The sequence below is a fragment of the Fulverythrobacter fulvus genome (assembly GCF_037154085.1).
Classification (GTDB): Bacteria; Pseudomonadota; Alphaproteobacteria; order Sphingomonadales; family Sphingomonadaceae; genus Andeanibacterium; species Andeanibacterium fulvum.
In genome coordinates this window covers 1-26252 of record NZ_JBANRM010000001.1, presented here as the reverse complement: position 1 = coordinate 26252, position 26252 = coordinate 1, and the positions used below count along the sequence as shown (strand labels likewise).

Genomic DNA, 26252 nt, shown 5'->3' with positions numbered 1-26252 from the left:
TGAAATGAGCACCTATCTGCCCACCATCAAGCAGCTGCAATATCTCGTCGCACTGCATGAACATGCCCATTTCGGGCGCGCGGCGGATAGTTGCTTCGTTTCCCAGTCGACCCTGTCCGCAGGCATCCGCGAGCTGGAATCGCTGCTAGGCGTCACGCTGGTGGAACGCAGCCGCCGCGTGGTGCGCTTCACGCCGCTGGGCAATGCCGTGGTCGATAAGGCGCACCGCCTGCTGCGCGAGGCCGAGGAACTGGCCGATCTGGTCCAATCGGCGGGCAAGCCGCTGGCAGGCGAATTACGCATGAGCGTGATCCCCACCATTGCCCCCTTCCTGCTGCCGCGCATCCTGCCGCGCCTGCGGAAGGAACGCCCGCAGCTGAAGCTGTTCCTGCGCGAGGAACCGAGCGGGGCAGCCATCGAATCGCTGCATCACGGCCGCGCGGATTGCGTGCTGCTCGCCCTGCCCTTCGCCACCGGCGACGTGGAAGTCGAATCGCTCGGGCAGGACCGGCTCTACGCCGCTTTCCCGGAAAACGACCCGCGTAATCCGCCGGCCGAAGTTCCGCCTTCGCTGATCGACGAAGGGCGCCTGCTGCTGCTGGAAGACGGGCACTGCCTGAAGGAACACGCGCTGGCGGCGTGCAACCGCCCGGAACTGCGGGCCAGCGCCACGATGATCGGCACCTCGCTCCACACGCTGGTGCAGATGGTGGATAATGGCCTTGGCATCACCATCGTGCCCGAAATGGCGATCCAGGCGAGCATATTGCACGGCACGCATGTGGTCGCCCGTCCGCTCAAATCGGCCAATGCCAGCCGCGAGATCGCGCTGGTATGGCGCCGCAATTCCCCCCGTTCCGACGAATTCCGAATGCTGGCGGAGGAACTGCGCGCCGGTTGAGACCGCCACGCTTGACAGGTGACCATATGGTCACATATTCATCCTCCATGGACGCCGTGTTCGATGCTTTGGCCCATCCCGGCAGGCGCGCCCTGCTGGACAGCCTGTTCGAACGTGACGGCCAGACGCTGGGCGAGCTTGAGCGGCAACTGCCGGTCACTCGCTTTGCGGTGATGAAACACCTCAGGATTCTCGAAGAAGCCGGTCTGGTCACTTCCCGAAAAGTCGGACGCGAAAAGCTGCATTACCTCAACCCGGTTCCCATCCGTCAGGTCGGGGAGCGATGGATTTCGCGTTATGCGGCGCCCTTTCTGGAAACGATGACCGCGCTCAAGCGACAGGCGGAAACAAAGGACATGGACATGAACGGCCCCACTCACGTTTATGAGATCTATATTCGCGCCACGGCTCAGGCAGTGTGGGACATCCTGACCGATGACGAGAAAACGCCGCTCTACCAGCATTTCAACATGGCTTCGCGCACCCAGTGGCAGGTAGGCGGATCGATCGAGTTCATGATGGCGGACCGGGTGGTGATCGCCGGAGAGATCCTCGAACTGGTTCCCCCTTCCCGCCTGGTAATGACGTTCCACGCCCGATGGTCGCCGGAAGTCGCAGCGGACAAGCCTTCTCGCGTGACATGGGAAATCGTCCAACTGGCGGGCGAAGCGTGCAAGCTGGTGCTGACGCATGACGATTTCGGCGGCGATACGGCCACCAGCAAGCAAGTCACCGGCGGCTGGCCGGAAACCCTTTCCCGCCTCAAGACGCTGGTCGAAACCGGCGCGGCTTTCGAGCTTGAGCCCGAATACGCCCCCGCATCGTAACCTTGCGCACCCTGCCCCGGGCTCGGTTGAACCCGGCAAGCCTCGGGGCTAGGTAGCGCGCGTGGAACATTATCTCGCCTCGGCAACACTCGCAGGGGAACTGCTCGCCCGTACCTCCAGCACCGCACGCGTGCAGGAAATGGTGCAGCTATCGCTCACCCCGGCCTTTCTCCTCGCCGCTATCGGGGCCTATCTCAATGTGATGAACCAGCGGCTGACCTGGATCGTCGAGCGGGTCCATATGCTGGAACAGCGCGAGGAAGACGGAATTCCGGACGAGGAGATCGGCCAGCTTCCCGTGCTGCGCAAGCGGCGCAAATTCTCGCACATCTCGATCAATTTCTGCACCGCGGCGGCGCTGCTGATCTGTTTGGTGGTAACGCTGATGTTCGTCAGCGCCTTCGTGAAACCGCCGATGGGCACCTATGTCGCCCTGTGCTGGATCGCGGCCATGGCGATGGTGTTCGGCGGGCTGCTGTCCTTCCTGCTGGAAACCCGCCTCGCCACCCGGTCTCTCGACGACACGCGCCGCATCTCGCGCAAGATCGAGATGAAGGAAGGCGAAAGAGGGGACTAAGCGTGGCGGAAAGTGCCGCTCAATCCATATGCTTGATGCCGACGCGCAGATAATCCCAGCCGGTAATCACCGTCAGGATCGCCGCGCCCCACAGGCTGACAAGGCCGACCTGGTGAATCCAGGGCTCGCCGGGCAGCGCGCCCGCGAGGATCAGCGCGCCGAGCGCGACGAGCTGGAAGGTCGTCTTCCACTTGGCCAGCTTGGAGACGGGCACGGAAACCTGCAGCCCACCCAGAAATTCCCGCAGGCCCGAAACCGCGATCTCGCGCACCAGGATGATCAGCCCGGCGATCACATGGAAATCGCCCAGCAACTGCCCGCGCAGTCCGCCCTGAGCCGTGAGCACCAGGATCACCACCGCCACCATGATCTTGTCGGCGATCGGATCGAGGAAAATGCCCAGCTTGGAGACAGTGCCGCTGGAGCGGGCGAGATAGCCGTCGAAATAGTCCGTGATGCCCATCAGGCAGTAAAGCACGAAGGCCAGGCCGTAACCGGTTGCCCATCCCGGCCACCACAGCAGGAACGCCAGCAAGGGCAGCGCCACAATGCGCGACAGGGTGAGGAGATTGGGCAGCGTGAGCATGACGTGTGCCCCTTTAGAGCCTGTCCCGCCGATGCGCCAGAGCCCCCGGAGGGTCCGCATTGTGCGAAAAAGCCGATTGCCCCTTGTTCGCCCCGCCCATGCCGCTAGAGGTCCCATGCAAAGAGAGGCTGCTAGCCGGGGCTGAATGACCACGACAACGCATCTGCTGAGGCAACGGCGCTTCCTGCCGCTTTTCGTCACTCAGCTGTTGAACGCGTTCAACGACAATCTGTTCAAGAACGCCATGGTGCTGTTCGTCGTTTACAGCGTCTACAATTCCGAAGCGGCGGAGGCCCAGTTCAGCGCGATCGCGTCGGGCCTGTTCATTCTGCCCTTCTTCCTGCTTTCCGCCCTTTCCGGTCAGCTCGCCGACATGCGCGACAAGGCGCGGATCATCCGCGCGGTGAAGATGGCGGAAATCTTCATCATGCTCTGCGGTGCGACGGGCCTCGTCCTCGCATGGCATGGCTTCATGACGCAGACTTTGGCGATCCCGCTGATGCTGGCCGCCCTGTTCGCCATGGGCGTCCATTCGACCTTCTTCGGCCCGATCAAATACGCGATCCTGCCTCAGCACCTTGAGAAGAACGAAGTGCTGGCCGGCACGGGCCTGGTCGAGGCCGGGACCTATATCGCGATCCTGTTCGGCACGATCCTGGCAGGCTGGATACCGGTGGAATGGGCGGCCGCCTGCGTCGTCGTCACTGCCTTTATCGGCTATTTCACCAGCCGTTACGTGCCCTCGGCCGAACCACTGGGCGAACGGCAGGTCATCGACCGGAACGTGATCCGTTCTTCCATCGACCTGATCCGCAACACCATGCACGAGCGCGAAGTGTTCCTTGCGATCATGGCGATCAGCTTCTTCTGGACCATTGGCGCGGTGCTGTTCATCCAGTTCCCGCCGCTTGCCAAGAACGTGCTGCTGGCGACCAAGGAAGTGGCCAGCCTGTTCCTGGTGATGTTCTCCATCGGCGTGGCAGCAGGGTCGGTCTCGATCAACGCGCTGCTCAAGGGCCGTGTTTCGGCGCGCTATGCCCCGGCATCGGTGATCGTCATGGGCATTTTCGTGGCCGGCTTCTGGTTCGTCTGCCGCGCGTGGCAGGCCAGCACAACCGGCACGGAACTGATGGGCGTCGCCGAATTCCTCTCGCACCCGCTGGCCTTCGCTGTGCTGGGCATGCTGCTGCTGATCGCGATTGCAGGCGGCATGTTCGTGGTGCCGCTCTATGCCTTCCTCACCACCAAGGTCGATCCCGGCCAGGCCGCGCGCACAGTGGCGGCGAACAATATCGTCAATTCGGGCGCTATGGTGGGCGGTGCGCTGCTGGCGGCGGGCCTGAGCGCGATCAAGGTGCCGCTGACCGAGCAATTGCTGCTGAGCGCAGCAATGTGCCTTGTCTCGGCCTGGCTAGCGCTGTTGCTGTTCCGCGCGGAGAAGGCGGCCTGCGCCTGATCCGTCAGGCGATGAACACCGTGACTGCGGCGAAGCAGGCACAGTAGGTCAGCAGGAAATCCTTTATGTCGCCGAGCGACCAGCGCGCTTTATCGTGAGCGATCGCAACAGGCTGCGTACCCCGCCTCACATGCGGAGGAAGGCTCGCCAAAAAGGGATGGCGTGCGGTGTCGTCGGTCAGGACCAGGCTGCGTCGCATGGGAACTTCTTAACCCGATAGTAACCATATGGAAGCCTGGCTTATCCACTGTCGCAAGGCGGGACATTAACCTTGCGCGTTGAGCCATTTGGCAGAGAAAATCCCCCGACAATATTTCCCCCCGTTGCCGCCAGCCCGCGGCTTGGCTAGAGAACGGTAATGAATGAAACCATCTCGCTGAGTGCTGCACGCCTGCTTGTCGATTGCCTTGCCGAACAGGGCTGTGACCGGATCTTCACTGTGCCCGGCGAGAGTTTCCTTCCGGTGCTCGACGCGCTGCACGATACAGGCTCGATCCATACCGTTACCTGTCGGCAGGAAGGGGGCGCCGCCTTCATGGCCTGCGCCGATGGATCGATCACCGGCAGGCCGGGCGTGTGCTTCGTCACGCGCGGACCGGGGGCGACGAATGCCAGCATCGGCGTGCATGTGGCGATGCAGGATTCGCAGCCGCTGATCCTGTTCGTGGGCGATGTGGATTCGACCATGCGCGACCGCGAGGGCTTCCAGGAAGTTGACTTTGCTGCGTTCTTCGGCCCGATCTGCAAATGGGCCGCGCGTATCGACGATCCCGCCCGCATTCCCGAATATATTGCCCGCGCCTATTCGGTAGCGATGGCCGGGCGGCCCGGCCCGGTGGTCCTGGCCCTGCCGGAAGACATGCTGAGCATGACGGTGACTGGCGCATGCCCTCGCCCTGCCGTCACCCGCCCGGCCCAGCCGCCCTGCGGCGATGCGCTGAGCGTGATGCTCGGCCTGATCGCCGATGCCGCCGCCCCGGTCGCCATCGTCGGCGGCGCTGGCTGGAACGAAAAGGCGCGCGAATATTTCACCCGCTTTGCCGAACGGATCGGCCTGCCCGTGGCCACGGCCTTCCGTCGGCAGGATGCGGTGCCGCCCAGTTCGCCCGTCTATGCGGGCAATCTGGGCTATGGTCCCAATCCGAAGCTGGTCGAGCGGATCAAGGCGGCGGATTTGGTGCTGGTGGTCGGCGCGCGCCTGGGTGAGGCGACCACGGACGGCTATGAACTGGTCACGCTCGAGCATCCTGGCCAGACGCTGATCCACGTCCATCCGGACCCGGAGGAACTAGGCCGCGTCTATCGCACCGATCTGGCGATCTGCGCCGACATGCCCGAATTCGCAGAAGCTGCCGCGCTGTGGTGCGATGACGAGATCGTCCCCTTCGATGCCGGGGCCGAAGCCCATGCCGAATGGGAAGCCTTCAGCACGCCGGGATCGGACGGCACGGCGCTGGACCTCGCCCGCTGCCTCGCCACCCTGCGCGATGTGCTTCCGGCCGATACTGCCATCTGCAACGGGGCAGGCAACTTCTCCGGCTGGTGGCACCGCTATTGGCGCTATGAGGGTTTCCCCTCGCAGCTTGCCCCCACTTGCGGCGCGATGGGCTATGGCGTTCCCGCCGCAGTCGCAGCCAAGCTGCGCATGCCCGAGCGCATGGTGCTCGCCGTCGCGGGTGACGGGGACTTCCTGATGAACGGACAGGAACTGGCGACCGCAGCCCAATATGGCGTGGACCTGCTGGTGATCGTGGTCGACAATTCAACTTACGGCACCATCCGCATGCACCAGGAACGCGAATTTCCCGGCCGCATCAGCGCCACGGAACTGGTGAACCCGGACTTCGCCGCCCTCGCCCGCGCCTATGGCGGCTGGTCCGCTCGGGTGGAGAAGACCGAGGAATTCGCCCCGGCTCTTGCAGATGCAATGACCCGCAAGGGCCTGCGCCTGCTGCATCTGGTGACGGATATCGAACGGCTGAACGCCGCGGGGACGACCGTTACGGCGCTGCGTTCGCGCTAAGCCTTCGGCGGGGGGCTCAGCCCCCGCCCAGTTTCACGATGTAATCGAACTCGTCCTTGGTCAGTTCCGCCACGGATAGGCGCGAGAGGCGAACGAGTTCGATGCCTTCCAGCTGAGGATCGGCCTTGATCTGCTTCAGCGTGACGGGCTTCGCCAGCTTGCGCAGCGGCTTGACCTTCACGGCTGCCCATTTGCCATCGGGATCGGTCGGATCGGTCAGTCCTTCGGCACTGATCGTCACGATCCCGACGATCTCCAGCCCGATGTTGGAATGATAGAAGAAGGCCTGGTCGCCCACCTTCATCGCGCGCAGATTATTCGCCGCGCGGTGGTTGCGCACCCCGTCCCACGTCCCCTCGCCCTCGGCGACGAGATCGTCCCAGCTATAGGCGTCCGGTTCGGACTTCATCAGCCACCAACGGGCCATCGCATTCCTCCATTATGCCAGCGCATCGCCCATAACGCGCCCGCTGCCGCCTGACCACCACCCGCCCGCCCATGCAAGCTCTGCCGCGTTGCAGCATGTCCATTAACCGAAATTTCAGTGCGTTCTGCGATAGGGTCCGCGCAGGAAACAGGGAACGCAACGCTTGAAGACCAGGAGCGAAACCACCGGTCGCGAAACCGCACGCTTCGGTAATGCCGATCGCGATATCGTCGCGCTGGGCATTGCCACTGCCGCGCTTATTCTGTTCGTGGGCACGGGCGGAACGGTTCTTCCCCAGATCGTCAGGGCGTGGATGGGCGGCCATTCGCAGCCCGATACGGTTCTGGCCAACGCGCTGTTGCTGAATATTGCCCTGATCATCTTCGGCTGGCGACGCTATGCCGAATTGTCCAACGAAGTCCGCGAGCGGCGCAGGGCCGAGGAAAAAGCCCAGCAACTGGCGCAGACCGATGCACTGACCGGCCTGCTCAACCGCCGCTGCTTCATCCCCGCCGCCGCCAGCCTGGTGACCGAAGTGGCCGAAACCAACAATGGCGTTGCGGTGCTGATGGTCGATCTCGACAATTTCAAGCAGATCAACGACATCCACGGCCACAAGGGCGGCGACATCGCGCTGACCGAAGTGGCCCGCCGCATTTCGGCGATGATGCCGGTCGGCGGCACCGTGGCGCGTCTTGGCGGCGACGAGTTCGCTTGCGTCGTGCCTTACGAGCGCCGCATGCCCGACAAGCTGGACCAGCTGGCCGCCGGACTGATCGACGCCGTGCGCGCGCCGATCAAGACCGGCAGCAAGGACATCGAAACCTCGCTTTCCATCGGCATTGCCCGCACCATCGAAAATCCCGATCCGGAAACTGCCGAAGAATGCGCGCAGACACTGCTGCATCACGCCGATATCGCGATGTATCACGCCAAGAAGCGCGGCCGGAACGGCTATGCGTGGTTCGAGCCGACCATGGAAAGCGAGTTGCGGTTCCGCAACGAGTTGGAAACCGGCATCCGCGCGGGCATTCCCAAGGGCGAATTCGTCCCCTTCTACGAACAGCAGATCGACCTCGCGACCGGCGAACTTGTCGGCTTCGAAATGCTGGCGCGCTGGAATTCGCCGCAATTCGGCTTGGTGAGCCCGGAAATCTTCATTCCCATCTCGGAAGATATCGGCGTGATCGCCGAGCTTTCGGAGCATCTGATCAAGCAGGCACTGGAAGACGCGAAGAAGTGGGACCCGCGCCTAACCCTGTCGATCAACATCTCTCCGTTGCAGCTGCGCGATCCGTGGTTCTCGCAGAAGCTGCTGCGCATGCTGGTGGAAAGCGGCTTCCCGCCGCATCGCCTCGATATCGAGATCACCGAAAGCTGCCTGCACGAGAATATCGGCGTGGTCCGCTCGGTCGTCACCAGTCTGAAGAACCAGGGCGTGCAGATCAGCCTCGACGATTTCGGCACTGGCTATTCCAGCCTTGCCCAGCTCCGTTCGCTGCCGTTCGACCGGCTGAAGATCGACCGCAGCTTCGTAACCGAACTCGCCCATGAAGGCGCCAATGCGAAGATCGTGGAAGCGATCGTCTCGCTCGGCCGGGGCTTCGATCTGCCGATCACTGCCGAAGGCATCGAGAATGACGAAGTGCTCAAGGTCCTGCGCACCATGGGCCAGCTCAAGGGCCAAGGCTACCTCTATGGGCGCCCCGAAGATGCGAGCAAGACCTTCAACCGGCTGAAGCACAAGCGGATGCTGGCACCCGAAGTGCAGGAAGAGGCCGAGCGCTGCGAAGCGGAAGAACCGCAGGAACACGGCGGCGCTACGGAAACCGACATGCGCGTGGCTGGTCGGCCGGGCTGAACCTATTTCTGCAGGAGTGGCCTCGCACAGCCATGAAACTGGGCAGGCTCGTTCAAGTTCACTCCTAGTTTCCAGCGCAAACGTTCCGAAAAACTGCCCGAGGCCTCAAACAAAACCCTTCGGATTCTTCGCCGCGAATTCCCCTGCCTTCGCCTGTGTCGATACCATATGACGGGCCTCGGCTCACCGCATGCCGCACTCGCATTACCCGCACAAATGCCCGGCCTGCGCGGCGCGTTCATCTGCCAGAAAGGTGGCGCTGAACACGCAGGAACGGCATTCAAGGTGCGGCGGGCATGCCGCATGTTCAGTGAAGTGGGGTGAAGTAAGTTCTACTAACCAGGCACGTCATCAGGGGGCGCAGCCCGACGAAAAGCCGCGAATACGCAGCACTGGTTAGTTTGACTTTGAAGGAGAAGCGTAATGAGCGTCCTTTCGAAAAGTACAAGATATTCGTTCTTGCTCGCCGCCCTTGCCGTTCCGGCCTCGGGCCTGTTTGCACAGCCGCAGGACCTGCAGGGTGAAAGCCCGATCAACGTCTATGGCGACCGCCTGCCCGATCCGTCGGAAATGACCGCCGGGCCCGACGTCGAAGGCGTGATCTCCGCGCGCAATGGCGACCGGATTCAGGTCACCACCACCGATGGCACTCGCCAGATCATCGCCATCGGCGAGAATACGAGCATCAAGTCCAGCGGCGGCTTCCTGGGCCTCAATCGCAGCAAGCTGGCTGCGGATTCGCTGCTTAACGGCCTGCCCGTCAGCATTGAGACCCTGCAGTGGGACGGCGGCCTGGTCGCGAACAAGATCGCGCTGAAGAACAAGGATCTCAAGGTCGCGTCGATGATCTACAACGGCACTGACCAGCGCTTTGCCGAACAGACCGCCGCGACCGAAGCCCTGAAAGGCCGGATGGGCGACATCGACCAGTATAACGTCAAGGCCACGACCAACGTGAACTTCGACACCGGCAAGGCCGTGCTCTCCGCCCAGGCGAAGAACGATCTGTGTGCCACGGCCGCAGCAGCCGAGGGCATGGATAATGCCCTCCTGCTGGTGGTCGGCTACACAGATTCGACCGGCAGCGACGAGATCAATCAGGTGCTCAGCGAGAAGCGCGCCGGCAGCGTGGTCAACTATCTGCAGCAGGCCTGCGGCTGGAAGCCCTATCGCATGCTCACGCCCACCGGTATGGCCACTGCGGACCCGCTGGCAAGCAACGACACTGTCGAAGGCAAGGCCCAGAACCGCCGGGTTGCGGTGAATGTTCTGGTCAGCAAGGGCCTCGACGGCCTGTGAGACAGGCGGGGTGGGCTCGGCCCACCCCGTTTCCGACTGGCAAGCACCGGCTCGTTTGCGGCTTGTACATTTCGGGCCTGGAATTGGCGGGGCACGGCCGCTGAGCAGTTCGTCATCCCAGCGGAAGAAACCGCTTTCCTACACACCCGCAAATGGCGTTTATCCTGCGCGATGAACAGCCCTGCCCCGCGCACCGAAGACCTGCTTCGCCCCGGCCTGCCCCGACACGCAAAGCCTGCACGAAAGCCCGATGCGGAAGGTGACACTTCACCGCGTATATTGCCCCGGAAACCGGCTCGAAACCGCGCCAGCAGGCACGGACATGCCTGGCACAAAATCCGGCATATTTCTGCCGGAAAGGGTGACACCTCCCTGCCGCCCTTCACATCCATTGCGGTTTGGCCCCTCAGGCCCTAGATGCGCTGCGAAATGCGTGTTCCCTTCGTCAAGATGCATGGATTGGGCAACGATTTCGTCGTGCTGGATGCCCGGCGCGATCCACTGATGCCCATTACCAGCGATCTCGCCCGCGCCCTTGCGGACCGGCGGACCGGCATCGGCTGCGACCAGCTGATCCTGCTCGAACATTCCGACGTGGCCAGCTTCCGCATGCGCATCTTCAACAATGACGGCAGCGAAGTAGGTGCCTGTGGCAATGCCACCCGCGCCGTCGCGCTGCTGCATGGCGAGCCTGCGACGATCGAGACCGAAGGCGGCATTCTCGACGCACGCCCCTCCGATGGCGGCATTTCGGTGGACATGGGCAGCCCGCGCTTCGGCTGGGACGAAATCCCCCTCGCCTATGCGATGGACACTTCCTCAATGCCGGTCGCCTGGGAAGACCTCGAGCATCCCATGGCCGTGAATGTCGGCAATCCGCATGCGATCTTCTTCGTGGAGGATGCCGACGCCGTGGACCTGGACCGGCTGGGCCCGCAGATCGAGCACGATCAGATCTTCCCCGAACGGGTGAACGTCAACGTCGCGCAGATCGTCAGCCGCAAGGCGATCCTGCTGCGCGTGTGGGAACGCGGCGCGGGCCTGACCCGCGCCTGCGGCACTGGCGCATGCGCCACGGCGGTCGCAGCGATGAAGAAGGGGCTGGTGGACCGCGAAGTGGCCGTCACCCTGCCCGGCGGCACGCTCACCATCGCCTGGGGCGCCGATAATCGCATCATCATGACCGGGCCCGCTGCGGAGAGCTTTCGCGGCACGTTCGACCCGGCGGATTTCGCATGAGCGCAGGCAGCGCACCCGAAGTCATCTCGCTGGGCTGCCGGCTCAACATCTCGGAAAGCGAGACGATCCGAGCCCTGCTGGCCGAAGAGCGCAACGTGGTGGTGGTGAACAGCTGCGCCGTCACGTCCGAGGCCGTGCGCCAGACCCGTCAGGCCATCCGCCGTGCCCGCCGCGCAAATCCCGATGCGCGCCTGCTGGTGACGGGCTGCGCCGCCGATATCGAACGCGACGCGCTGGCCGCCATGCCGGAAGTCGACGGGCTGGTGCCCAATGCCGCCAAGCTCGATGCGCGGGCCTGGAACGTGGCCCAGCCCGCCACCCTTGCCCCGGTCAATCGCACGCGCGCCTTCGTGGCGGTGCAGAATGGCTGCGACCATGCCTGCACTTTCTGCGTTATCCCGCAGGGGCGTGGCCCCAGCCGCTCGCTGCCCATCGCCGCCGTGCTTGGCGAAGTGGAGCGCCATCTCGCTCAGGGCGCGGCGGAAGTCGTGATTACCGGCGTGGACGTGACCTCGTGGGGGCATGACCTGCCCGGCAGCCCGCCGCTCGGCTCGCTGATCGGGGCGATCCTCGATACCTTTCCCGGGCTGAACCGCCTGCGCCTTTCCTCGCTGGATGGCGTGGAGATCGACGCAGGACTGTTCGAACTGCTGGCCGGAGAGCCCCGGCTGATGCCGCATCTCCATCTCTCGCTGCAGCACGGCCACGACCTGATCCTGAAGCGCATGAAGCGCCGCCACCTGCGCTCCGATGCGCTGGGCCTCGTGGCGCGCCTCAAGGAACTGCGCCCGGATATCGCCATCGGCGCCGACATCATCGCCGGTTTCCCGACCGAGGACGAGGCCATGCACGAGGCGAACCGCTCGATCATTCGCGAGCTGGGCATCGTCCACGCGCATATTTTCCCCTATTCGCCCCGGCCCAACACGCCCGCCGCGCGCATGCCGCAGGTCGATCCGCAACTGGTAAAGGCCCGCGCCGCACAGCTGCGCGAGGATGCCGCCAGCATGCGCGACGCCTGGCTGCAATCGCTGGTGGGAAAGCCGCACAGCGTGCTCGCGGAACGTGACGGCACGGGCTATGCGCCGCACTTCGCCCGGGTCCGCCTGCCGGAAGGCACCGCGCCGGGCACTATCGTTACCATTACCCCCGCCAAGCTCGAGGAAGGGCTGCTGCAATGAGCGAGAAGAGTTGGGCCGAGCGCCTGTTCGGCGGCTTCCGCAAGACCTCCGAGAAGCTGAGCGAGAATCTCACCGCCGCAGTCGGCACAGCCAAGCTCGACGATGCGACCCTGGACGATGTCGAAGATGCGCTGATCCTCTCGGACCTCGGCCCCAGCGCAGCCGCACGCATTCGCGCCAAGCTGGCCGAGAAGCGCTTTGGTCTCAACATTACCGAGCAGGAACTGAAGGAAGCCGTGGCGGAGGAAATCGCCGCGATCCTGCGCCCGGTTGCAAAGCCGCTTGAAATCACTGCCTTCCCGCGCCCGCAGGTTCTGCTGGTGATCGGCGTGAACGGCAGCGGCAAGACCACCACCATCGCCAAGCTCGCCCATTTGTTCCAGGAAGAAGATTACGGCGTGATGCTGGCTGCGGGCGATACGTTCCGCGCTGCTGCCATCGGCCAACTCGGCGTCTGGGCCGACAGGCTGGGCATCCCCATCGTGCGCGGCCCGGAAGGCGGCGATCCGGCCAGCATCGTGTTTGACGGCGTGAAGGCCGCCACCGAGCAGGGCATCGACGTGTTGATCGTCGATACGGCCGGCCGCCTGCAAAACAAGCGCGAACTGATGGACGAACTGGCAAAGATCCGCCGCGTGCTGGGCCGCCTCAATCCCGAGGCGCCGCACGACGTGGTGCTGGTGCTCGACGCCACGAACGGGCAGAATGCCCTCTCCCAAATCGACGTTTTCAAGGAAGTGGCAGGCGTGACCGGCCTTATCATGACCAAGCTGGACGGCACCGCCCGAGGCGGCGTGCTGGTTGCCGCGGCAGAGCAATATGGCCTGCCGATCCATGCGATCGGCGTGGGCGAGAAGATCGACGATCTGCGACCGTTCGACCCCGATCTGGTCGCTCGCGTGATTGCGGGAGTGGCATGATGGCCGAGACCGAAACCCCCGCTTCGCCCCCCGCGAAGAAGAAGAGCGCCGGCTCCGGCTGGATCAGCCTGCTGGTCGATTATGCCCCGCTGCTCGTCTTCCTCGGTGCCTATCGCTATTACGCGCCGGTCGACAAGGAAGACTCCATCGGTGTGGTACTGGCCGTGGTCCATTCGACCATCGCCTTCGTCATCACTTCGGTGATCGCGCTGATCGTCTCCAAGTGGCGCCTCGGCAAGGTCTCGCGTATGCTGTGGCTCTCCACGATCCTGATCGTGGGCTTTGGCGGCCTGACCATCCTGCTGCGCGATCCCTTCTTCGTGCAGGTGAAGCCCACCGTGCTTTACCTCTTCTTCGGTGCGGTCCTGCTGTTCGGCTGGTGGAAGGGCAAGGCACTGCTGCAATGGCTGCTCGAAGCCGCCTTCGAAGGGCTGAATGACGAAGGCTGGCTCAAGCTTTCGCGCAATTGGGGCCTGTTCTTCTTCTTCCTTGCCGCACTGAACGAAGTGCTGCGGCTGACGCTCAGCTTCGGGGATTGGCTCACCGTGAAGGTGCCGGTATTCGCCGGGATTTCCTTCCTCTTCACTTTCGCCCAGCTGCCGATGCTGCTGAAGCACGGGCTGGCCATGGAAGCGGTCGAGGAAGAGGAAACCACCCTTCCCCCGCAATAGAGCCCTCAAAAACCACCGTTTTCTGCCAGCTTGCCGTAGCGTCAACTTTGACGATAGATTGTGACGTCACCCGCACCCGAACAACGGGGCGGATGGCACCCAAAACATAAGTCACAATATGGCAACGGGGGAAACGACATGGCCAAACTATTCGGGAATCTTCAGCTTGTGGTGCTGGTGGGCCTGATCGCCGCAATCGCGATCATCGCCGCCTTTGCATCCAGCGTCGCAGTCGATGCCAATTCGATCCTGCGCTGGCTGCACCTTGTCTTCGGCATCCTGTGGATCGGGCTGCTCTACTACTTCAATTTCGTGCAAGTGCCGACCATGCCTGCCATTCCGGCCGAGCAGAAGGGCGCCGTTACGGGCTTCATTGCCCCCAAGGCGCTGTTCTATTTCCGCTGGGCAGCCTTGCTTACAGTCGTCACCGGCCTCGCGATCGCGCAGATCAATGGCTATCTCCACAATGCGATGAGCTTCAGCGGCGAAGGCGCCGTGAACCTGATCGGAGCCGGCATGTGGATCGCGCTGGTGATGGCGTTCAACGTGTGGTTCATCATCTGGCCGAACCAGAAGAAGGCACTGGGCATCGTGGAAGCCACGCCCGAGCAGAAGGCCGCTGCCGGGCCGCGGGCAATGATTGCCAGCCGTCTCAACACGCTGCTGTCGCTGCCGATGCTCTATTGCATGGTCAGCGCCAATCTCGGCTAACCGCCGGGACATAGACAAGCGAAAGGGCGCCCTGCCACGGCAGCGGCGCCCTTTTCATGCCCGCATCAGATTTCCAGCTGGCTGCCCAGTTCGACCACGCGATTGGTCGGCAGGCGGAAGAAATCCATCGGCGTCGCCGCATTGCGCAGCATCCAGCTGAACAGCCGCTCCCGCCACAGGGCCATGCCGGGGTTCTTCGATGGCAGCAGCGTCTGGCGCGAGAGGAAGAAACTGGTCTGCATCATGTCGAACTTGCCGCCGCACTTGCCCGACTGCTTGAGTGCAGAAGGAATGTCCGTTTCCTCCATGAAGCCGTAATTGAGGACGAGGCGATAGAAGCCCTGGCCCAGATCGGTGATCCCGATCCGCTCTTCCGGATCGACATAGGGCACGTCGGCGATGTTCACCGTCAGCACCACTACACGCTCATGCAGCACCTTGTTGTGCTTGATGTTGTGCAGCAGCGCCGAAGGCACGCCGCTGGTGGCGGCCGACATGAAGATCGCCGTGCCGGGCACGCGCTGAGTGCTGGCATGCGCCGACTTGGCGAAGATATCGAGCGGCAGTTCCACCTCGGCCATGCGTTCGCGCATCAGCTTGCGTCCGCGCGCCCAGGTGGTCAGCAAAGTGAAGGCGACCGCGCCGATTGCCAGCGGGAACCAGCCGCCATCGGGCACCTTGGTGATATTGGCCGCGAAATAGGCCCCATCGATAATGAAGAAGCCAAACACGACAGGCATCCACACCCACCATTTCCAGCGCCACACCATCGCGACCAGCACCGCGATAAGGCAAGTGTCGATCAGCATCGCGCCGGTAACGGCAATGCCATAGGCGGCCGCGAGGTTGGACGAGGTCTGGAAGTTCAGCACCAGCACGACCACTGCCACCAGCAGCGCCCAGTTGATGAAGGGGATATAGATCTGCCCCTGCTCTGTCTCGCTGGTGTGGCGGATCGACAGGCGGGGAATGAAGCCCAGCTGGATCGCCTGATGGGTCACCGAAAATGCGCCGGTAATCACGGCCTGGCTGGCAATGAACGCGGCGGTCGCTGCCAGCAGCACCAGCGGCAGGCGCAGCACTTCAGGCGCGAGGATGAAGAAGGGGTTCTTGATCGCCTCGGCCGCGACGGCAGGCTCCATGCCCATGATCATCGCGCCCTGACCGAAATAGTTGAGCAGCAGGCACGGCATCACGAAGCCGAACCAGCTGAGGCGCATGGCCCCACGCCCGAAATGGCCCATATCGGAATAGAGCGCCTCCGAACCGGTCACCGCGAGCACGACCGAACCGAGCGCGAGAAACGCCGTAGTTCCGTCGGCAATGAAGAACTGGATCGCGAACCACGGGTTCAGGGCGATGAGAATCTCGGGCGACTGGACGATATGAACCACGCCCAGAACGGCCAGTACGCTGAAATAGAGGATCATGATCGGGGCGAAGAGCGCCCCGACTTTGGCCGTCCCGCGCTTCTGGATCAGGAACAGTCCGATCAGCAGTGCAAGCGCGATGGGAAGCACAAAGGGCTGGAAGCCCGCCTCCACCACAGTCAGACCCTCGACTGCGGATAGCACCGAGATCGCCGGAGTGATCATGCTGTCGCCGTAGAACAGCGCCGTGGCGAAAACGCCCAGCATCACGGCAATCCAGCCATATTTGGAGCGCGCAATATAGCTGGAAATCAGCGCCACCAGCGCCAGCGTGCCGCCCTGCCCCTTGTTGTCCGCCCGCATCAGCAGGCCGACATATTTGATCGTGACCACGATGGTCATCGACCAGAAGATCAGGCTGACCACGCCAAGAATGTGGAGTTGGTCCACCGTAAGCGGGTGATGCCCGGCGAAGGTTTCGCGGAAGGCATACAGCGGGCTGGTGCCGATATCGCCGAACACGATACCAATCGCGCCGATCGCCATCTTATAGGCGGCCGACTGGCGATCATGCCCGTGACTTGCGGTTAATTGCCCTGGGGCCGGCGCTGGGCCGGCTTCGGGTTGTTGCGGCGTATCGGCGTCACTCATGGAGTTAATGCGCCCCCATTATCGCCCTTCAGCGCCGGAAAACCCCAGCAGGCGGGCGACGGCGCTTAGCAGCACCGCTTCCGCGCTGCAACATAGCGCTTTTCGCGCCCTAACGCTCTGATTTCTGCGCCTCTTCCACAAGTTTGCGCAGAATCTGGTCATATCCGGCGAGTCGTTTTTCCAGAACATCGCGTCCCGGCGCGTCTTTGGGCATGGATTCGAGACGTCCTGCCCACACTTCGCGGCCTTCGATCAGCTTGCCCTGACGGATCAGAGCCCAGCCGACAAAGAAGGCCGGACCGGCGCTATCCGGCGAAATCTGCGCCGCGCGGCGGTAGGAAAGCAGCGCTGCCGGGGTCAGCATCCCGTCTGCCTGGAACGTAAGCGCATTGCCCAGCGCCAGCCACGCTTCGGAATCCTGGGGATTGTCGTGCACCACACCGCGCAGCAGGCTGGCGGCGTTGGAATATTGCCCCTTGCGAACCAGCGCATCGGCCGTGACCATCAGCGGATCCTTGGACTTTTCGGCAGGGCCAACCAGTTGCTGGCGCATGTCCACCAGCGCCCAGCCCTCTTCCGTCTGGTCGATACGCGCCTTGCCCGGCGCGCCGGGCAGGCCGGGTGAGCCCTGCAGGGCGTAACCGGCAAGGCCGAGTGCCAGTGCCGCGAGCAGCACAGTCCAGCTCTTGCGCGGTAGCTTGAACGCGAAGGCGAACACCGCGAAGCTCACCAGGGCGAGCAGAATGGCGATGACCCAGCTCATGCCTTTTTCCCCAACTTGCTGCGAAACACGAAAACGGCAGCCAGCAGCAGCACAACAGGCAGCAGGAAAAGAGGCCAGGTCGAACTCGTCACTTCGGGTTTGAAACTGATATATTCGCCATAGCGCTCGATCAGCCATGCGCGGATCGCCTCGGGCTTCTCGCCCCGTTCGATGCGAACGCGCACCTGATGGCGCAGGTCGCCGGCCATCGGTGCGTCGGAATCGGCGATCGACTGGCCCTGACAGGTCAGGCAGCGCAAGGTTTCCATCAGCGCCTTGGCTTCCGCTTCCTGCTTCGGATCGTCGAGCTGCTTGTAGGCATAGGGTGCCGGCGGCAGCGAATCCTGCGCGGCGAGCGGCGCAGCAAGAGCCAGTGCGAGCATGAGGAAAACGCGCCTCACTGCGCCGCCTCCTTCAGCTTGCCCAGCAGCATCGCCACGTCCGCGTCGCGAATATCGCCAATATGCTGGTAACGGATCACGCCTTTGCCATCGATCACAAAGGTCTCGGGCACGCCGGAAGAGCCGATGCCCACCTGCACTTCGGAAAGATCGTCTGCCCCGATGCGGCTATAGGGATTGCCGTGCTGCGCCAGGAAAGCGGCAACATCTTCGGGCCGGTCGCGAATGGCGACGCCGACGATATTCGCCCCGCCCCGTTCCAGCGCGGCGAGCTGCGGCGCCTCGGCCGCGCAGGGGACGCACCAGCTGGCGAAGACGTTTAGCAGCCTCGGCTGGCCATCGCGCATGTCCTGCGTGGCAAGGCCGGGACGGTCCGCACTGGCGGGTTTCAGCGTGAATTCGGGCAGCTGCTTGCCGATCATCGCACTTTCGACAGTCGGCGAAGCAGGGTTCAGCAACTGACTGGCGACGAGCACGAAGAACCCGCCGAACAACGCCAGCGGCAGCCACAAGGTCCAGCGAATCCGCTTCATGCGGTCGCCTCCTCGTCAGCGGCGGTGCGGCGACGGCGAGCAATCCGCTTCTGCAGGCTGCGGCGCTTCAGATCGTCCACAACGCGACCGATCAGGGCCAGAAGGCCACCAAAGGCAATCAGCACGCCGCCGTACCAGATCCACGTCACGAAAGGCTTCCACCACAAGCGAAGCTGCCAGCGGCCGCCTTCGATCTCCTCGCCCAGAACGGCGTAGAGCTGGCCGTTCCAGCGGGTCAGCAGGGCGGATTCACTGGTCTGTTGCACGGGCGACCAGAATTCGCGCGACTGGGGCGCCAAGTGCTGCGCCTTGCCGCCGCCATAGGATGCGGCGAGCACGCCTTCCAGTGCGGTCCAGTTCGGTCCAGCAACAGGTTCGACTGCTTCGAAGGTCACTTTCCAGGGGCCGACTTCCACCGTCTCGCCCGGAGTTGCCGCAACGAGCTTTTCCTTGGTGAAGGCACTGTCGGCAGACATGCCGAACAGCGCGACCGCAATCCCCAGATGGGCCACCACCATGCCCCACACCGCCAGCGGCAGGCGGCGCAAATTGCGCCCGCGCAATGGCATGACGCTGGCAAGCCCCACCGCAATGGAGAGCGCCAGCCCCAGCAGGGGCAGGAGGCCGATGGAAGTATTGAACCACACGCCGGCAAGAACCAGCAGCGCGACGACTGCGATCAGCACCACTTCATTCTGCACCCGGCCCAGCGAATCCCGGCGCCAGCGCAGCAGCGGGCCAACCGCCAACACTACCAGCATGGGCAGGAAGAACAGCGCGCTCACCGGATTGAAGTATGGCGGGCCGACCGAAACCTTGATGTCGAACGCCTCGGTCACCAGCGGATAGAGCGTGCCCACCAGCACAATCGCCAGAATGGCACTGAGGGCGACGTTGTTCACCACCAGCGCGCCTTCGCGGCTGGTGACGGAGAACCGCTCGCCTTCGGCCACAGTGCCCGCACGCAGGCCGAACAGGGTCAGCGCACTGCCGATATAGAGCACCAGCAAGGCCAGGATGAAACTGCCCCGCTCCGGATCGACGGCGAAGGCATGGACGCTGGTGAGAATGCCCGAGCGGACCAGGAAAGTGCCGATCATGCTCATGGAGAAGGCCACCACACCCAGCATGATCGTCCAGGCGCGCAAGGCATCACGCGCGGCAAGGACGCTGGCGGAATGGAGCAAGGCCGTCGCCGCGAGCCATGGCATCAGCGAGGCGTTCTCCACCGGGTCCCAGAACCACCAGCCGCCCCAGCCCAATTCGTAATAGGCCCAATAGGAACCGGCAGTGATGCCCAGCGTGAGGAAGAGCCAGGCGCCCAGCACCCAGGGGCGCATGGCGCGGGCGAAGTCCGGCGTCACCTGGCGAGTGAGCAGCGCGCCTACGGCAAAGCTGAAGGCCACGGAAAGGCCGACATAACCGAGATAGAGCGTGGGCGGATGGAAGGCGAGGCCGATATCCTGCAGCAGCGGATTGAGCCCCAGGCCTTCCGGCGCGGCCGGAGAAAGCCGGGCGAAGGGGTTGGAGGAAAACAGCAGGAAGGCATAGAAGCCGAGACCGACAAAGGCTTGCGCGGCCAGCGTGGCGATCATCGTGCGTTCGGGCAGGCGCCGCTCGATCAGGGCGATGAGGCCGCCTGACAGCGACATGATCGTGACCCACAGCAGCATGGAACCTTCATGGTTGCCCCATGCACCGGCGATCTTGAAGATCATCGGCTTGGCGGTGTGCGAATTCTCCGCAACCAGCCGCACCGAAAGATCGGTTTCGACGAATAGCAGGATCAGCGCCCCGAAGGAGAGCGCGGCCAGCACGCCCTGTACCACGGCAGCCGGGCGAACCAGGGCCGAGAGCGCCGGTTCGTCGCGCCGCAGCACCAAGGCGCCCGCCACCAGTTGCAGAGCGGCAAGCGCCGCGGCGAGCCACAGCGCGGCAAGGCCGAATTCGGCGATCATTGGCCCATACTCATTTCGTGGTTTCTTCCATCGCCGCGCGCTTCTGCGCCTCGGTCATGTCATGCAATTCGCGCGGCACGTAGTTCTCGTCATGCTTGGCGAGGAGATTGTCGGCAACGAAAGTCCCCTGCGCATCGAGCCGCCCTTCGGCCACGACGCCCGAACCCTCAGTGAACAGGTCGGGCACGATGCCGGAATAGCGCACGGGCACCATGGCATCGCCATCGCCGACCACGAAATTGATCGTCACACCATCGGCCGCGGTCTTGAGCGAGCCGGCCTGCACCATGCCGCCCAGACGCACGGCCTGGCCTGCCTCGGGTGGATTGGCGATCATCTCGCTCGGCACATAGAAATAGCTCGCCTGGCTCCGCAGCGCCCATGCGGCGAGCAGCCCCGCCGCGATCAGCACTACCATCGCGATCGCGATAAGCACCAGACGCTGATGCTTAGCCTTCAAACCCGTGTTCATTTTCCGCGAGTCCTATCTCGCCGCCTTTCGGCGCGCTTCATTCCGATCCAGCTCCACGCGACGAGCGCGAGCGTGCCGCCGATACCCAAAGCATAGGAAGCTGACACGAAAACCCAGTGATCCAGCGCCTCACGCATGTCAGACTCCTTCCGCCTTGCGGCGCAGGCGCGCCTCGGCCTGGATATCGGCCAGGATCGCGCGCATCCGCGCCAGCACGACCCCGCCAAAGATCAGGGTGAAGCCGAGCGTGGCCGCCAGCAGCCCCCACAGGAACGGCCCCGCCATGGTCGAGCCACCGGTCGTCAGGCTGGGCGGCTGATGCAGCGAATTCCACCAGAGCACCGAATAATGGATGATCGGGATATTCACTGCACCCACCAGGCCGAAGATCGCAGCGATTCGGCTGTTTCCGCCCTCGCGCGCGGAGGCGCCGGCCAAGGCGATGTAGCCGAAATAGAGGAACAGCAACACCAGCATGCTAGTCAGCCGCCCATCCCATACCCACCACGTGCCCCAGGCCGGACGGCCCCAGAGCGACCCGGTCGCAAGGCAGAGGAAGGCGAAGAAGGCGCCGGGAACCGCTGCTGCACGCGCGCCGATCCCCGCCAAGGGATGACGCCACACCAGTTCCATGAAACTCGCAACGGCAATGCCGCTCCACCCCGCCATGCCCAGCCAGGCGGCGGGCACGTGGATGAACAGGATGCGCACGCTATCCCCCTGCAACCGCTCCTGCGGCGCATGGATAAGTCCGTAATAGAGGGCGGCGCCCGTCACGATCAGACCTAGCACCAGCAACGGTGCAGTCAGCGCGCGGGCGATGCGCAGGAAACGAGCAGGATTTGCTAAGCCGTGCATTATTGCGTTTGTCCGGTTGGCTGGCGGTGCTTTGGCAGGGAGACCCGGCAGTGGCAAGCAGAACTGCCCATAAATCGGCCGCACATTGCAGCTTTCGCCGCCTTTGGCCGACAAGCTGCCCTAAGGGACATTCGAAAGGGGGGAAATGGGGCGATTGAGGGGTCTCGAACCCCCGACCTCCGGTACCACAAACCGGCGCTCTAACCAACTGAGCTACAATCGCCACAGGCCATACAAACATGCTTGGCAGGTCTGCTGTCAGGCCAGATTGCCGGCGGGTCAACCCTCATCCGGCGAGGCGGCGAGCCTCTTGCACAGTGCGACCGGAATGCAAAGCGAAAACTGCTATCCGCGCATGACAGAACGGAATCTTTCGCGCTTGATCGTTCCGGCCGCCACACTATCGTCGCGCCCATGCCGGCTCCGGGCGAATCTTCCAGCGAATTCCTGCGCACGCATGAAGGCATGCGCCAGGTCCCCACTCCCCGTGCGGAGATGTTCACCCTGCCCGGCTTCCTGCCGCCCGATCTGTGCGAAGGGCTGATGCGGCTGATCGACACCAATCGCCGCCCCTCCACGATCGCCGATCCCAATGGCGACCATTATTTTCGCACCAGCGAAACCTGCGATCTCGACCCGGCCGTGCCCGAAGTGATGGAACTGGAGCGGCGGCTGCTGGCGATCAACGGCATCGATCCGGCCTATGGCGAGCCGGTGCAGGGCCAGCGTTACGAGGTGGGGCAGGAGTTCAAGGCCCATACCGACTATTTCGAGCCCAGCGGCGAGGACTTCCAGAAATATTGCTCGGTCGCCGGGCAGCGCACCTGGACCTTCATGGTCTATCTCAACGACGTGGATGCCGGCGGCGCGACCCGTTTCAAGGTGGTCGACAAGATGTTCCAGCCCGAACAGGGCCGCCTCGTCTGCTGGAACAATCGCCGGCCTGACGGGACCTGCAACGCAGCCACGCTTCACCACGCGATGAAGGTGCGTAAGGGCATGAAATACGTCATCACCAAATGGTATCGCGAACGGCCCTGGGGCTGGGCCCAATGACGCAGGGCGCCCGCTTGCACCAAGGCTCCTGCCATTGCGGCACGGTGCGCTTCACTGTGGAACTACCGGAGGACTTTGCCGGAACACGCTGCAACTGCTCGATCTGCGCCAGGAAAGGTGCGGTGACCACTTACGCACCACTGGAAAGCCTGACAGTGACGCAGGGCGCCGATGCGCTGAGCGTCTACAGCTTCAATACCGGCGTGGCGAAGCACCATTTCTGCTCGCATTGCGGCATCCATTGCTTCCACCAGACCCGTTCCATGCCGGACAAATACGGCGTCAACGTCGCCTGCCTGGAAGGCATGAGCCCCTACGATTTCGCGGAAGTTCCGGTGGTGGACGGCGTACACCATCCCAATGACAATGGCGGCGTGCGGCGCCTGGCGGGCGTGCTGCGCTTCGAACGCGCGCCCGAATAGACCTCACTCTCCCCGCCACGTCGGACGAACGCCATTCGTATATAACGAAAGGGCGGCTCCCGAAGGAACCGCCCCTTTGTTCAGCAACGATCCCTTACGGGACCGAATTACTTCTTGAGCGTGAGACCGCCGAAACGCTTGTTGAACTGGGCAACGCGGCCGCCTTCGTTGAGGAGGCGCTTGCTGTCGCCGGTCCAGGCCGGGTGGCTGGTCGGATCGATTTCCAGCGCCATCACGTCACCTTCGCTGCCCCAGGTGGAGCGGGTCTGGAATTCGGTGCCGTCGGTCATCTTGACGGTGATCATGTGGTAATCGGGATGGGTATCGGCCTTCATGGCGGTATCACTCCGTATGCGCGGGCCGGTTCCGACCGGCCCTGCTGATGTTCGGAAAGCGGCGCCCCTACAGGGGCAGACCGCAAATTGCAAGGATTAGCCTTCTTCCGCTGGCGGGTCGGCAATCATGGCGGTGAACTCCATTTCGCAGGCGAGCTTATCGCCCAGCATGGCCTTGCCCCAGAACTTGCAGACGCGTGCCCGCTTCTGAATGAAACCGACATGGAGGTCCAGCAAACAGCCCGGCTCCACCGGAGTGCGGAATTTAACACCTTCCATTGCCATGAAATAGACGAGCTTGCCGCTGCCGGCGAGTTCCAGCGTCTCGATCGCCAGGATCGCGGCCGACTGCGCCAGCGCCTCAATGATGAGGACGCCGGGCATGATCGGACGGCCGGGGAAATGGCCCTGGAAGAACTGCTCGTTGAAACTCACAGCCTTGATCGCGTGAATCTCCTCGCCGACCGTAAGCGATTGCACGCGGTCGACAAGCAGAAGCGGATAGCGATGCGGCAAGGCGTTGAGGACCTTGCGGATATCGTAGGCCGGTGCGCCCGACTCTTCACTCATTGGACTGTCCTGTCTTCCGGTCGGATCAACGCGATTCCGCCGGCGGACCGGCGGGAGCCGTCGACTGGGCCGGAGCAGCCGGAGTCGGGGCAGCACCGCCGGCGGCAGACTGCGCCGCGGCCTGAGCGGCAAGCCGTTCACGCACTTCGCGCGGCATCCAGCCCGGCGGAGGCGAAATCTGGGCGACCGGCAGCAAGGTGTCCAGTTCCTTGATGACGTCGGCATTCAGATTGTAGGACGGATCGCGCAGCAATACGCCCATGTCCGAAGTCAGGATCAGCGTGATGTTCTTCTTCGCGGCAGCCTGATCGATCGCCTTGGCCAGCACGTCTTCGATCTGTTCCTTCACATAGGCCTGGCTCTGCGCGACCGGCTGGAGGAGCTGCCGCAGCTGGGCTTCGCCCTGCTTGTCGATCTGCTGGATCGCCGCGAACTGCTTCTGGAGGTCTTCTTCCTTGGCATTGGGCGCCTTGCGATCGGCTTCGAACTTGTCGGCCAGCGGCTTGATCTGCGCTTCGATCTGATCGTTCAGCGCCTTCGCCTGATCGTAATACTGCTTGTAGGTGACCGGGCGCTGCTCTTCGGCCTTCTTATAGGCGGCGCTGGCGACCAGAATGTCAGGTGCACTGATCACGCCGATGCCCTTCACGACCTGGGCGGAAGCGGGAATGGCGGCCATCGGGCTGGCTGCGGCGAGGACGAGGCCGGCTGCAAGAACCGGCTTGAGGATGGACTTCATCAGAATTGGGTTCCTACGTTGAACGTGAATGTTTTGGGGTCGTCCCCAGGTTGTTTCATCAGCACCTTGGCCACGTCGATCCGGAACGGCCCGAAAGGCGAGTTCCAGTTAACCCCGATACCCACGGCAATGCGCGGTTTCGGGGAATCGCCGAGATAAGTTTCCCGGAAGCCTGCATTGGTGGAACCATACGGCTCGTTGACCGTGGTCCCAAGGCAGGCCGGGGGAGCAGGATTGACCGGGTTGGTCACGAATGAGACGCCCCCGGAATCCGGCGTACAGATGCCATCGACCAGCGAGGCGGAATTGATCTGGGTATAGAGCGCGGCACCCGTGGCATCGCGAGCCGCCACGAAATAGGTCGAGCCGGTATCGGTCAGCAGCGGCTTCTTCAGGCCGAACACCGCACCCGCATCGAGGAAGATGGACGGCCGCAGGCCCATTTCGCGCGCGCCTGTGCCCAGCGGGATCTCCAATTCGGCACGGCCGAGATAATAGGCATTGCCGCCCAGCGGATCGTCGATCGGGTTCTTCGGATCGCTGTAGAAGGTGTAACCGCCATCGGCGTCGGTACAGGTATCGCGGGCAGTGCCGTCTCCGCAAACCGGGTTCTTGTTATTATCCAGCACGTAGAACTCGCGCAGGATGCGCGGGCCGATGCCGCGAATGTCAAAGCCGCGAATCTGGGGATCGCCCAGGAAGAAACGGTCGGTCAGGCGGACATTGTCCTGCCCGGGGCCGCGATTCTTGAAGCCCTTCACATAGCCGCCCTCGCCCGAGAGCGAGAAGATCCAGCCCGGCGCCAGCTGCCAGTATTTGGCGGCATTGAGGCGCATCTTGGCATATTGCTCCGTACCGCCAAGCCCGGCAACGTCGAGGCTGAGCGAAAAGCTCTGGCCCCGGGTCGGGCGAATGCGGTTATCCAGCGTATCGTAGATCACCGAAGCGCCCAGGATCGAGCTGGTACGCGTACCGATGGCGTCGCACAGATAGCGGCCCGCCAGAAGCACGTCGCACTCCTGCGTGCCGGGATTGACGCGATCGCTGAAATAGAGCCCTTCATCGAGCGTAATGTCGTCGAAGTTCAGCGTGTAACGACCAACGACCGACGCATTTTCGGTGATCGGAACACCGGCGCGAATCTGGAAACCGGTCGTCGCCTGCTTGAAGGTCGAGTTCCGGCTATTGTTGTAATAGTTCCAGTTGTTCATGTCGCGCCGATAGATATCGATACCCATCGAGACGTTGCGATCGAACACGTAAGGCTCAGTGAAGCTCAGCGTGGCGGAGCGGGAATAGCGCGACCAGTTGACGCTGGCGCCCACCGTCTGCCCGCGGCCACGGAAGTTCCGCTGACGGATCGAGCCCTGCAGGATGAAGCTTTCGAGGCTTGAGAAGCCAGCGGAGAGCTGGAGTTCGCCGGTGGCCTGTTCCTGGACATTGGC

General features: G+C 63.3%; 29 protein-coding genes and 1 tRNA gene. 14 read left to right on the top strand and 16 right to left on the bottom strand.

Features of this window, described 5'->3' with window-relative positions; all coding sequences use genetic code 11:
- Nucleotides 1-4 precede the first annotated feature (4 nt).
- The 3 genes from WFP36_RS00150 to WFP36_RS00140 all read left to right on the top strand — a co-directional run bounded on the left by WFP36_RS00150 (nt 5) and on the right by WFP36_RS00140 (nt 2305).
- Entirely contained in the window at nt 5-901 is an 897-nt protein-coding gene (locus tag WFP36_RS00150) for a hydrogen peroxide-inducible genes activator (protein ID WP_336976845.1), read from the top strand.
- A 47-nt stretch (nt 902-948) separates the two neighbouring features.
- Nucleotides 949-1728 carry an ArsR/SmtB family transcription factor gene (locus tag WFP36_RS00145; protein WP_336976843.1) on the top strand — a complete coding sequence of 260 codons (780 nt, stop codon included), beginning with the start codon at nt 949-951 and terminating at the stop codon, nt 1726-1728.
- 61 nt (nt 1729-1789) lie between these two features.
- The gene (locus WFP36_RS00140; protein ID WP_336976841.1) at nt 1790-2305 is read left to right on the top strand and encodes a DUF2721 domain-containing protein; all 516 of its coding nucleotides are present in this window, start codon (nt 1790-1792) and stop codon (nt 2303-2305) included.
- Between the two features lie 19 nt (nt 2306-2324).
- Here the strand turns inward: WFP36_RS00140 and pgsA are convergent, their stop codons facing one another.
- Nucleotides 2325-2891 (bottom strand): CDP-diacylglycerol--glycerol-3-phosphate 3-phosphatidyltransferase, encoded by a 567-nt coding sequence (gene pgsA / locus WFP36_RS00135; protein ID WP_336976839.1) that lies wholly within the window; start codon nt 2889-2891, stop codon nt 2325-2327.
- Between the two features lie 145 nt (nt 2892-3036).
- Here pgsA and WFP36_RS00130 point away from each other — a divergent pair, with 145 nt between their 5' ends.
- A complete protein-coding gene (locus tag WFP36_RS00130) occupies nt 3037-4347 on the top strand; it encodes an MFS transporter (RefSeq protein ID WP_336976837.1) in 1311 nt (436 codons plus the stop codon).
- A 4-nt stretch (nt 4348-4351) separates the two neighbouring features.
- On the opposite strand, the gene WFP36_RS00125 is transcribed toward WFP36_RS00130, so the two are convergent.
- Nucleotides 4352-4546 carry a hypothetical protein gene (locus WFP36_RS00125; RefSeq protein WP_336976835.1) on the bottom strand — a complete coding sequence of 65 codons (195 nt, stop codon included), beginning with the start codon at nt 4544-4546 and terminating at the stop codon, nt 4352-4354.
- Between the two features lie 159 nt (nt 4547-4705).
- Between WFP36_RS00125 and WFP36_RS00120 the strand changes: the two genes are divergently transcribed.
- Nucleotides 4706-6370: a thiamine pyrophosphate-binding protein gene (locus WFP36_RS00120; RefSeq protein ID WP_336976834.1), complete on the top strand. Its 1665-nt coding sequence runs from the start codon at nt 4706-4708 to the stop codon at nt 6368-6370.
- A gap of 16 nt (nt 6371-6386) precedes the next feature.
- Here the strand turns inward: WFP36_RS00120 and WFP36_RS00115 are convergent, their stop codons facing one another.
- On the bottom strand, nt 6387-6797 hold the full coding sequence (locus WFP36_RS00115) for an EVE domain-containing protein (RefSeq protein WP_336976832.1): 411 nt from the start codon (nt 6795-6797) through the stop codon (nt 6387-6389).
- A gap of 163 nt (nt 6798-6960) precedes the next feature.
- Between WFP36_RS00115 and WFP36_RS00110 the strand changes: the two genes are divergently transcribed.
- The 7 genes from WFP36_RS00110 to WFP36_RS00080 all read left to right on the top strand — a co-directional run bounded on the left by WFP36_RS00110 (nt 6961) and on the right by WFP36_RS00080 (nt 14679).
- Nucleotides 6961-8658 (top strand): putative bifunctional diguanylate cyclase/phosphodiesterase, encoded by a 1698-nt coding sequence (locus WFP36_RS00110; RefSeq protein ID WP_336976830.1) that lies wholly within the window; start codon nt 6961-6963, stop codon nt 8656-8658.
- 423 nt (nt 8659-9081) lie between these two features.
- On the top strand, nt 9082-9957 hold the full coding sequence (locus WFP36_RS00105) for an OmpA family protein (RefSeq protein WP_336976828.1): 876 nt from the start codon (nt 9082-9084) through the stop codon (nt 9955-9957).
- 429 nt (nt 9958-10386) lie between these two features.
- On the top strand, nt 10387-11196 hold the full coding sequence (gene dapF / locus WFP36_RS00100) for a diaminopimelate epimerase (RefSeq protein ID WP_336976827.1): 810 nt from the start codon (nt 10387-10389) through the stop codon (nt 11194-11196).
- Nucleotides 11193-12377, top strand: coding sequence for a MiaB/RimO family radical SAM methylthiotransferase (locus tag WFP36_RS00095; protein ID WP_336976826.1), 1185 nt, complete (start codon nt 11193-11195; stop codon nt 12375-12377). Before dapF ends, WFP36_RS00095 begins: the two co-directional genes overlap by 4 nt.
- On the top strand, nt 12374-13297 hold the full coding sequence (ftsY, locus tag WFP36_RS00090) for a signal recognition particle-docking protein FtsY (protein WP_336976825.1): 924 nt from the start codon (nt 12374-12376) through the stop codon (nt 13295-13297). Before WFP36_RS00095 ends, ftsY begins: the two co-directional genes overlap by 4 nt.
- Entirely contained in the window at nt 13297-13968 is a 672-nt protein-coding gene (locus WFP36_RS00085; RefSeq protein WP_336976823.1) for an inner membrane-spanning protein YciB, read from the top strand. The genes ftsY and WFP36_RS00085 overlap by 1 nt, the downstream gene beginning before the upstream one ends.
- Nucleotides 13969-14106: 138 nt before the next feature.
- Nucleotides 14107-14679: a urate hydroxylase PuuD gene (locus WFP36_RS00080; RefSeq protein ID WP_336976821.1), complete on the top strand. Its 573-nt coding sequence runs from the start codon at nt 14107-14109 to the stop codon at nt 14677-14679.
- Between the two features lie 65 nt (nt 14680-14744).
- Here the strand turns inward: WFP36_RS00080 and WFP36_RS00075 are convergent, their stop codons facing one another.
- The 9 genes from WFP36_RS00075 to WFP36_RS00035 form a co-directional block, all read right to left on the bottom strand.
- Nucleotides 14745-16700: a potassium transporter Kup gene (locus WFP36_RS00075; protein WP_419716602.1), complete on the bottom strand. Its 1956-nt coding sequence runs from the start codon at nt 16698-16700 to the stop codon at nt 14745-14747.
- 109 nt (nt 16701-16809) lie between these two features.
- On the bottom strand, nt 16810-17463 hold the full coding sequence (locus WFP36_RS00070; RefSeq protein WP_336976820.1) for a tetratricopeptide repeat protein: 654 nt from the start codon (nt 17461-17463) through the stop codon (nt 16810-16812).
- Nucleotides 17460-17864: a cytochrome c-type biogenesis protein gene (locus tag WFP36_RS00065; RefSeq protein ID WP_419716601.1), complete on the bottom strand. Its 405-nt coding sequence runs from the start codon at nt 17862-17864 to the stop codon at nt 17460-17462. The genes WFP36_RS00070 and WFP36_RS00065 overlap by 4 nt, the downstream gene beginning before the upstream one ends.
- Entirely contained in the window at nt 17861-18397 is a 537-nt protein-coding gene (locus WFP36_RS00060; RefSeq protein WP_336976819.1) for a DsbE family thiol:disulfide interchange protein, read from the bottom strand. Before WFP36_RS00060 ends, WFP36_RS00065 begins: the two co-directional genes overlap by 4 nt.
- Nucleotides 18394-20355 carry a heme lyase CcmF/NrfE family subunit gene (locus WFP36_RS00055; RefSeq protein ID WP_336976818.1) on the bottom strand — a complete coding sequence of 654 codons (1962 nt, stop codon included), beginning with the start codon at nt 20353-20355 and terminating at the stop codon, nt 18394-18396. The genes WFP36_RS00060 and WFP36_RS00055 overlap by 4 nt, the downstream gene beginning before the upstream one ends.
- A gap of 10 nt (nt 20356-20365) precedes the next feature.
- Nucleotides 20366-20827 carry a cytochrome c maturation protein CcmE gene (gene ccmE / locus WFP36_RS00050; RefSeq protein ID WP_336976816.1) on the bottom strand — a complete coding sequence of 154 codons (462 nt, stop codon included), beginning with the start codon at nt 20825-20827 and terminating at the stop codon, nt 20366-20368.
- Nucleotides 20824-20964, bottom strand: coding sequence for a hypothetical protein (locus WFP36_RS00045; protein ID WP_336976814.1), 141 nt, complete (start codon nt 20962-20964; stop codon nt 20824-20826). Before WFP36_RS00045 ends, ccmE begins: the two co-directional genes overlap by 4 nt.
- Nucleotide 20965: 1 nt before the next feature.
- Nucleotides 20966-21685: a heme ABC transporter permease CcmC gene (gene ccmC / locus WFP36_RS00040; RefSeq protein WP_336976813.1), complete on the bottom strand. Its 720-nt coding sequence runs from the start codon at nt 21683-21685 to the stop codon at nt 20966-20968.
- Between the two features lie 146 nt (nt 21686-21831).
- Nucleotides 21832-21908: transfer RNA gene (locus WFP36_RS00035), tRNA-His, on the bottom strand.
- 191 nt (nt 21909-22099) lie between these two features.
- Here WFP36_RS00035 and WFP36_RS00030 point away from each other — a divergent pair.
- On the top strand, nt 22100-22741 hold the full coding sequence (locus WFP36_RS00030) for a prolyl hydroxylase family protein (protein WP_336976811.1): 642 nt from the start codon (nt 22100-22102) through the stop codon (nt 22739-22741).
- Nucleotides 22738-23163: a GFA family protein gene (locus WFP36_RS00025; RefSeq protein WP_336976809.1), complete on the top strand. Its 426-nt coding sequence runs from the start codon at nt 22738-22740 to the stop codon at nt 23161-23163. Before WFP36_RS00030 ends, WFP36_RS00025 begins: the two co-directional genes overlap by 4 nt.
- Nucleotides 23164-23270: 107 nt before the next feature.
- Here the strand turns inward: WFP36_RS00025 and rpmE are convergent, their stop codons facing one another.
- The 4 genes from rpmE to WFP36_RS00005 form a co-directional block, all read right to left on the bottom strand.
- Complete coding sequence (gene rpmE, locus WFP36_RS00020; RefSeq protein WP_054529517.1) at nt 23271-23498, bottom strand: 50S ribosomal protein L31; 228 nt, start codon at nt 23496-23498, stop codon at nt 23271-23273.
- A gap of 96 nt (nt 23499-23594) precedes the next feature.
- Nucleotides 23595-24068, bottom strand: coding sequence for a 3-hydroxyacyl-ACP dehydratase FabZ (gene fabZ / locus WFP36_RS00015; RefSeq protein WP_336976806.1), 474 nt, complete (start codon nt 24066-24068; stop codon nt 23595-23597).
- 25 nt (nt 24069-24093) lie between these two features.
- A complete protein-coding gene (locus WFP36_RS00010; protein WP_336976805.1) occupies nt 24094-24807 on the bottom strand; it encodes an OmpH family outer membrane protein in 714 nt (237 codons plus the stop codon).
- Nucleotides 24807-26252: BamA/TamA family outer membrane protein (locus WFP36_RS00005; protein WP_336976803.1), on the bottom strand; the 1446-nt coding region annotated here is incomplete at its 5' end. The genes WFP36_RS00005 and WFP36_RS00010, both read right to left, overlap by 1 nt.

Bases quoted from the DNA above. Each gene is read 5' to 3' on its own strand.
- WFP36_RS00150 (WP_336976845.1), top strand. From the start codon at position 5: ATGAGCACCTATCTGCCCACCATCAAGCAGCTGCAATATCTCGTCGCA.
- WFP36_RS00145 (WP_336976843.1), top strand. From the start codon at position 949: ATGGACGCCGTGTTCGATGCTTTGGCCCATCCCGGCAGGCGCGCCCTG.
- pgsA (WP_336976839.1), bottom strand. From the start codon at position 2,891: ATGCTCACGCTGCCCAATCTCCTCACCCTGTCGCGCATTGTGGCGCTG.
- WFP36_RS00130 (WP_336976837.1), top strand. From the start codon at position 3,037: ATGACCACGACAACGCATCTGCTGAGGCAACGGCGCTTCCTGCCGCTT.
- WFP36_RS00125 (WP_336976835.1), bottom strand. From the start codon at position 4,546: ATGCGACGCAGCCTGGTCCTGACCGACGACACCGCACGCCATCCCTTT.
- WFP36_RS00120 (WP_336976834.1), top strand. From the start codon at position 4,706: ATGAATGAAACCATCTCGCTGAGTGCTGCACGCCTGCTTGTCGATTGC.
- WFP36_RS00115 (WP_336976832.1), bottom strand. From the start codon at position 6,797: ATGGCCCGTTGGTGGCTGATGAAGTCCGAACCGGACGCCTATAGCTGG.
- WFP36_RS00105 (WP_336976828.1), top strand. From the start codon at position 9,082: ATGAGCGTCCTTTCGAAAAGTACAAGATATTCGTTCTTGCTCGCCGCC.
- dapF (WP_336976827.1), top strand. From the start codon at position 10,387: ATGCGTGTTCCCTTCGTCAAGATGCATGGATTGGGCAACGATTTCGTC.
- WFP36_RS00095 (WP_336976826.1), top strand. From the start codon at position 11,193: ATGAGCGCAGGCAGCGCACCCGAAGTCATCTCGCTGGGCTGCCGGCTC.
- ftsY (WP_336976825.1), top strand. From the start codon at position 12,374: ATGAGCGAGAAGAGTTGGGCCGAGCGCCTGTTCGGCGGCTTCCGCAAG.
- WFP36_RS00085 (WP_336976823.1), top strand. From the start codon at position 13,297: ATGGCCGAGACCGAAACCCCCGCTTCGCCCCCCGCGAAGAAGAAGAGC.
- WFP36_RS00080 (WP_336976821.1), top strand. From the start codon at position 14,107: ATGGCCAAACTATTCGGGAATCTTCAGCTTGTGGTGCTGGTGGGCCTG.
- WFP36_RS00075 (WP_419716602.1), bottom strand. From the start codon at position 16,700: ATGAGTGACGCCGATACGCCGCAACAACCCGAAGCCGGCCCAGCGCCG.
- WFP36_RS00070 (WP_336976820.1), bottom strand. From the start codon at position 17,463: ATGAGCTGGGTCATCGCCATTCTGCTCGCCCTGGTGAGCTTCGCGGTG.
- WFP36_RS00060 (WP_336976819.1), bottom strand. From the start codon at position 18,397: ATGAAGCGGATTCGCTGGACCTTGTGGCTGCCGCTGGCGTTGTTCGGC.
- WFP36_RS00055 (WP_336976818.1), bottom strand. From the start codon at position 20,355: ATGATCGCCGAATTCGGCCTTGCCGCGCTGTGGCTCGCCGCGGCGCTT.
- ccmE (WP_336976816.1), bottom strand. From the start codon at position 20,827: ATGAACACGGGTTTGAAGGCTAAGCATCAGCGTCTGGTGCTTATCGCG.
- WFP36_RS00045 (WP_336976814.1), bottom strand. From the start codon at position 20,964: ATGCGTGAGGCGCTGGATCACTGGGTTTTCGTGTCAGCTTCCTATGCT.
- ccmC (WP_336976813.1), bottom strand. From the start codon at position 21,685: ATGCACGGCTTAGCAAATCCTGCTCGTTTCCTGCGCATCGCCCGCGCG.
- WFP36_RS00030 (WP_336976811.1), top strand. From the start codon at position 22,100: ATGCCGGCTCCGGGCGAATCTTCCAGCGAATTCCTGCGCACGCATGAA.
- WFP36_RS00025 (WP_336976809.1), top strand. From the start codon at position 22,738: ATGACGCAGGGCGCCCGCTTGCACCAAGGCTCCTGCCATTGCGGCACG.
- rpmE (WP_054529517.1), bottom strand. From the start codon at position 23,498: ATGAAGGCCGATACCCATCCCGATTACCACATGATCACCGTCAAGATG.
- fabZ (WP_336976806.1), bottom strand. From the start codon at position 24,068: ATGAGTGAAGAGTCGGGCGCACCGGCCTACGATATCCGCAAGGTCCTC.
- WFP36_RS00010 (WP_336976805.1), bottom strand. From the start codon at position 24,807: ATGAAGTCCATCCTCAAGCCGGTTCTTGCAGCCGGCCTCGTCCTCGCC.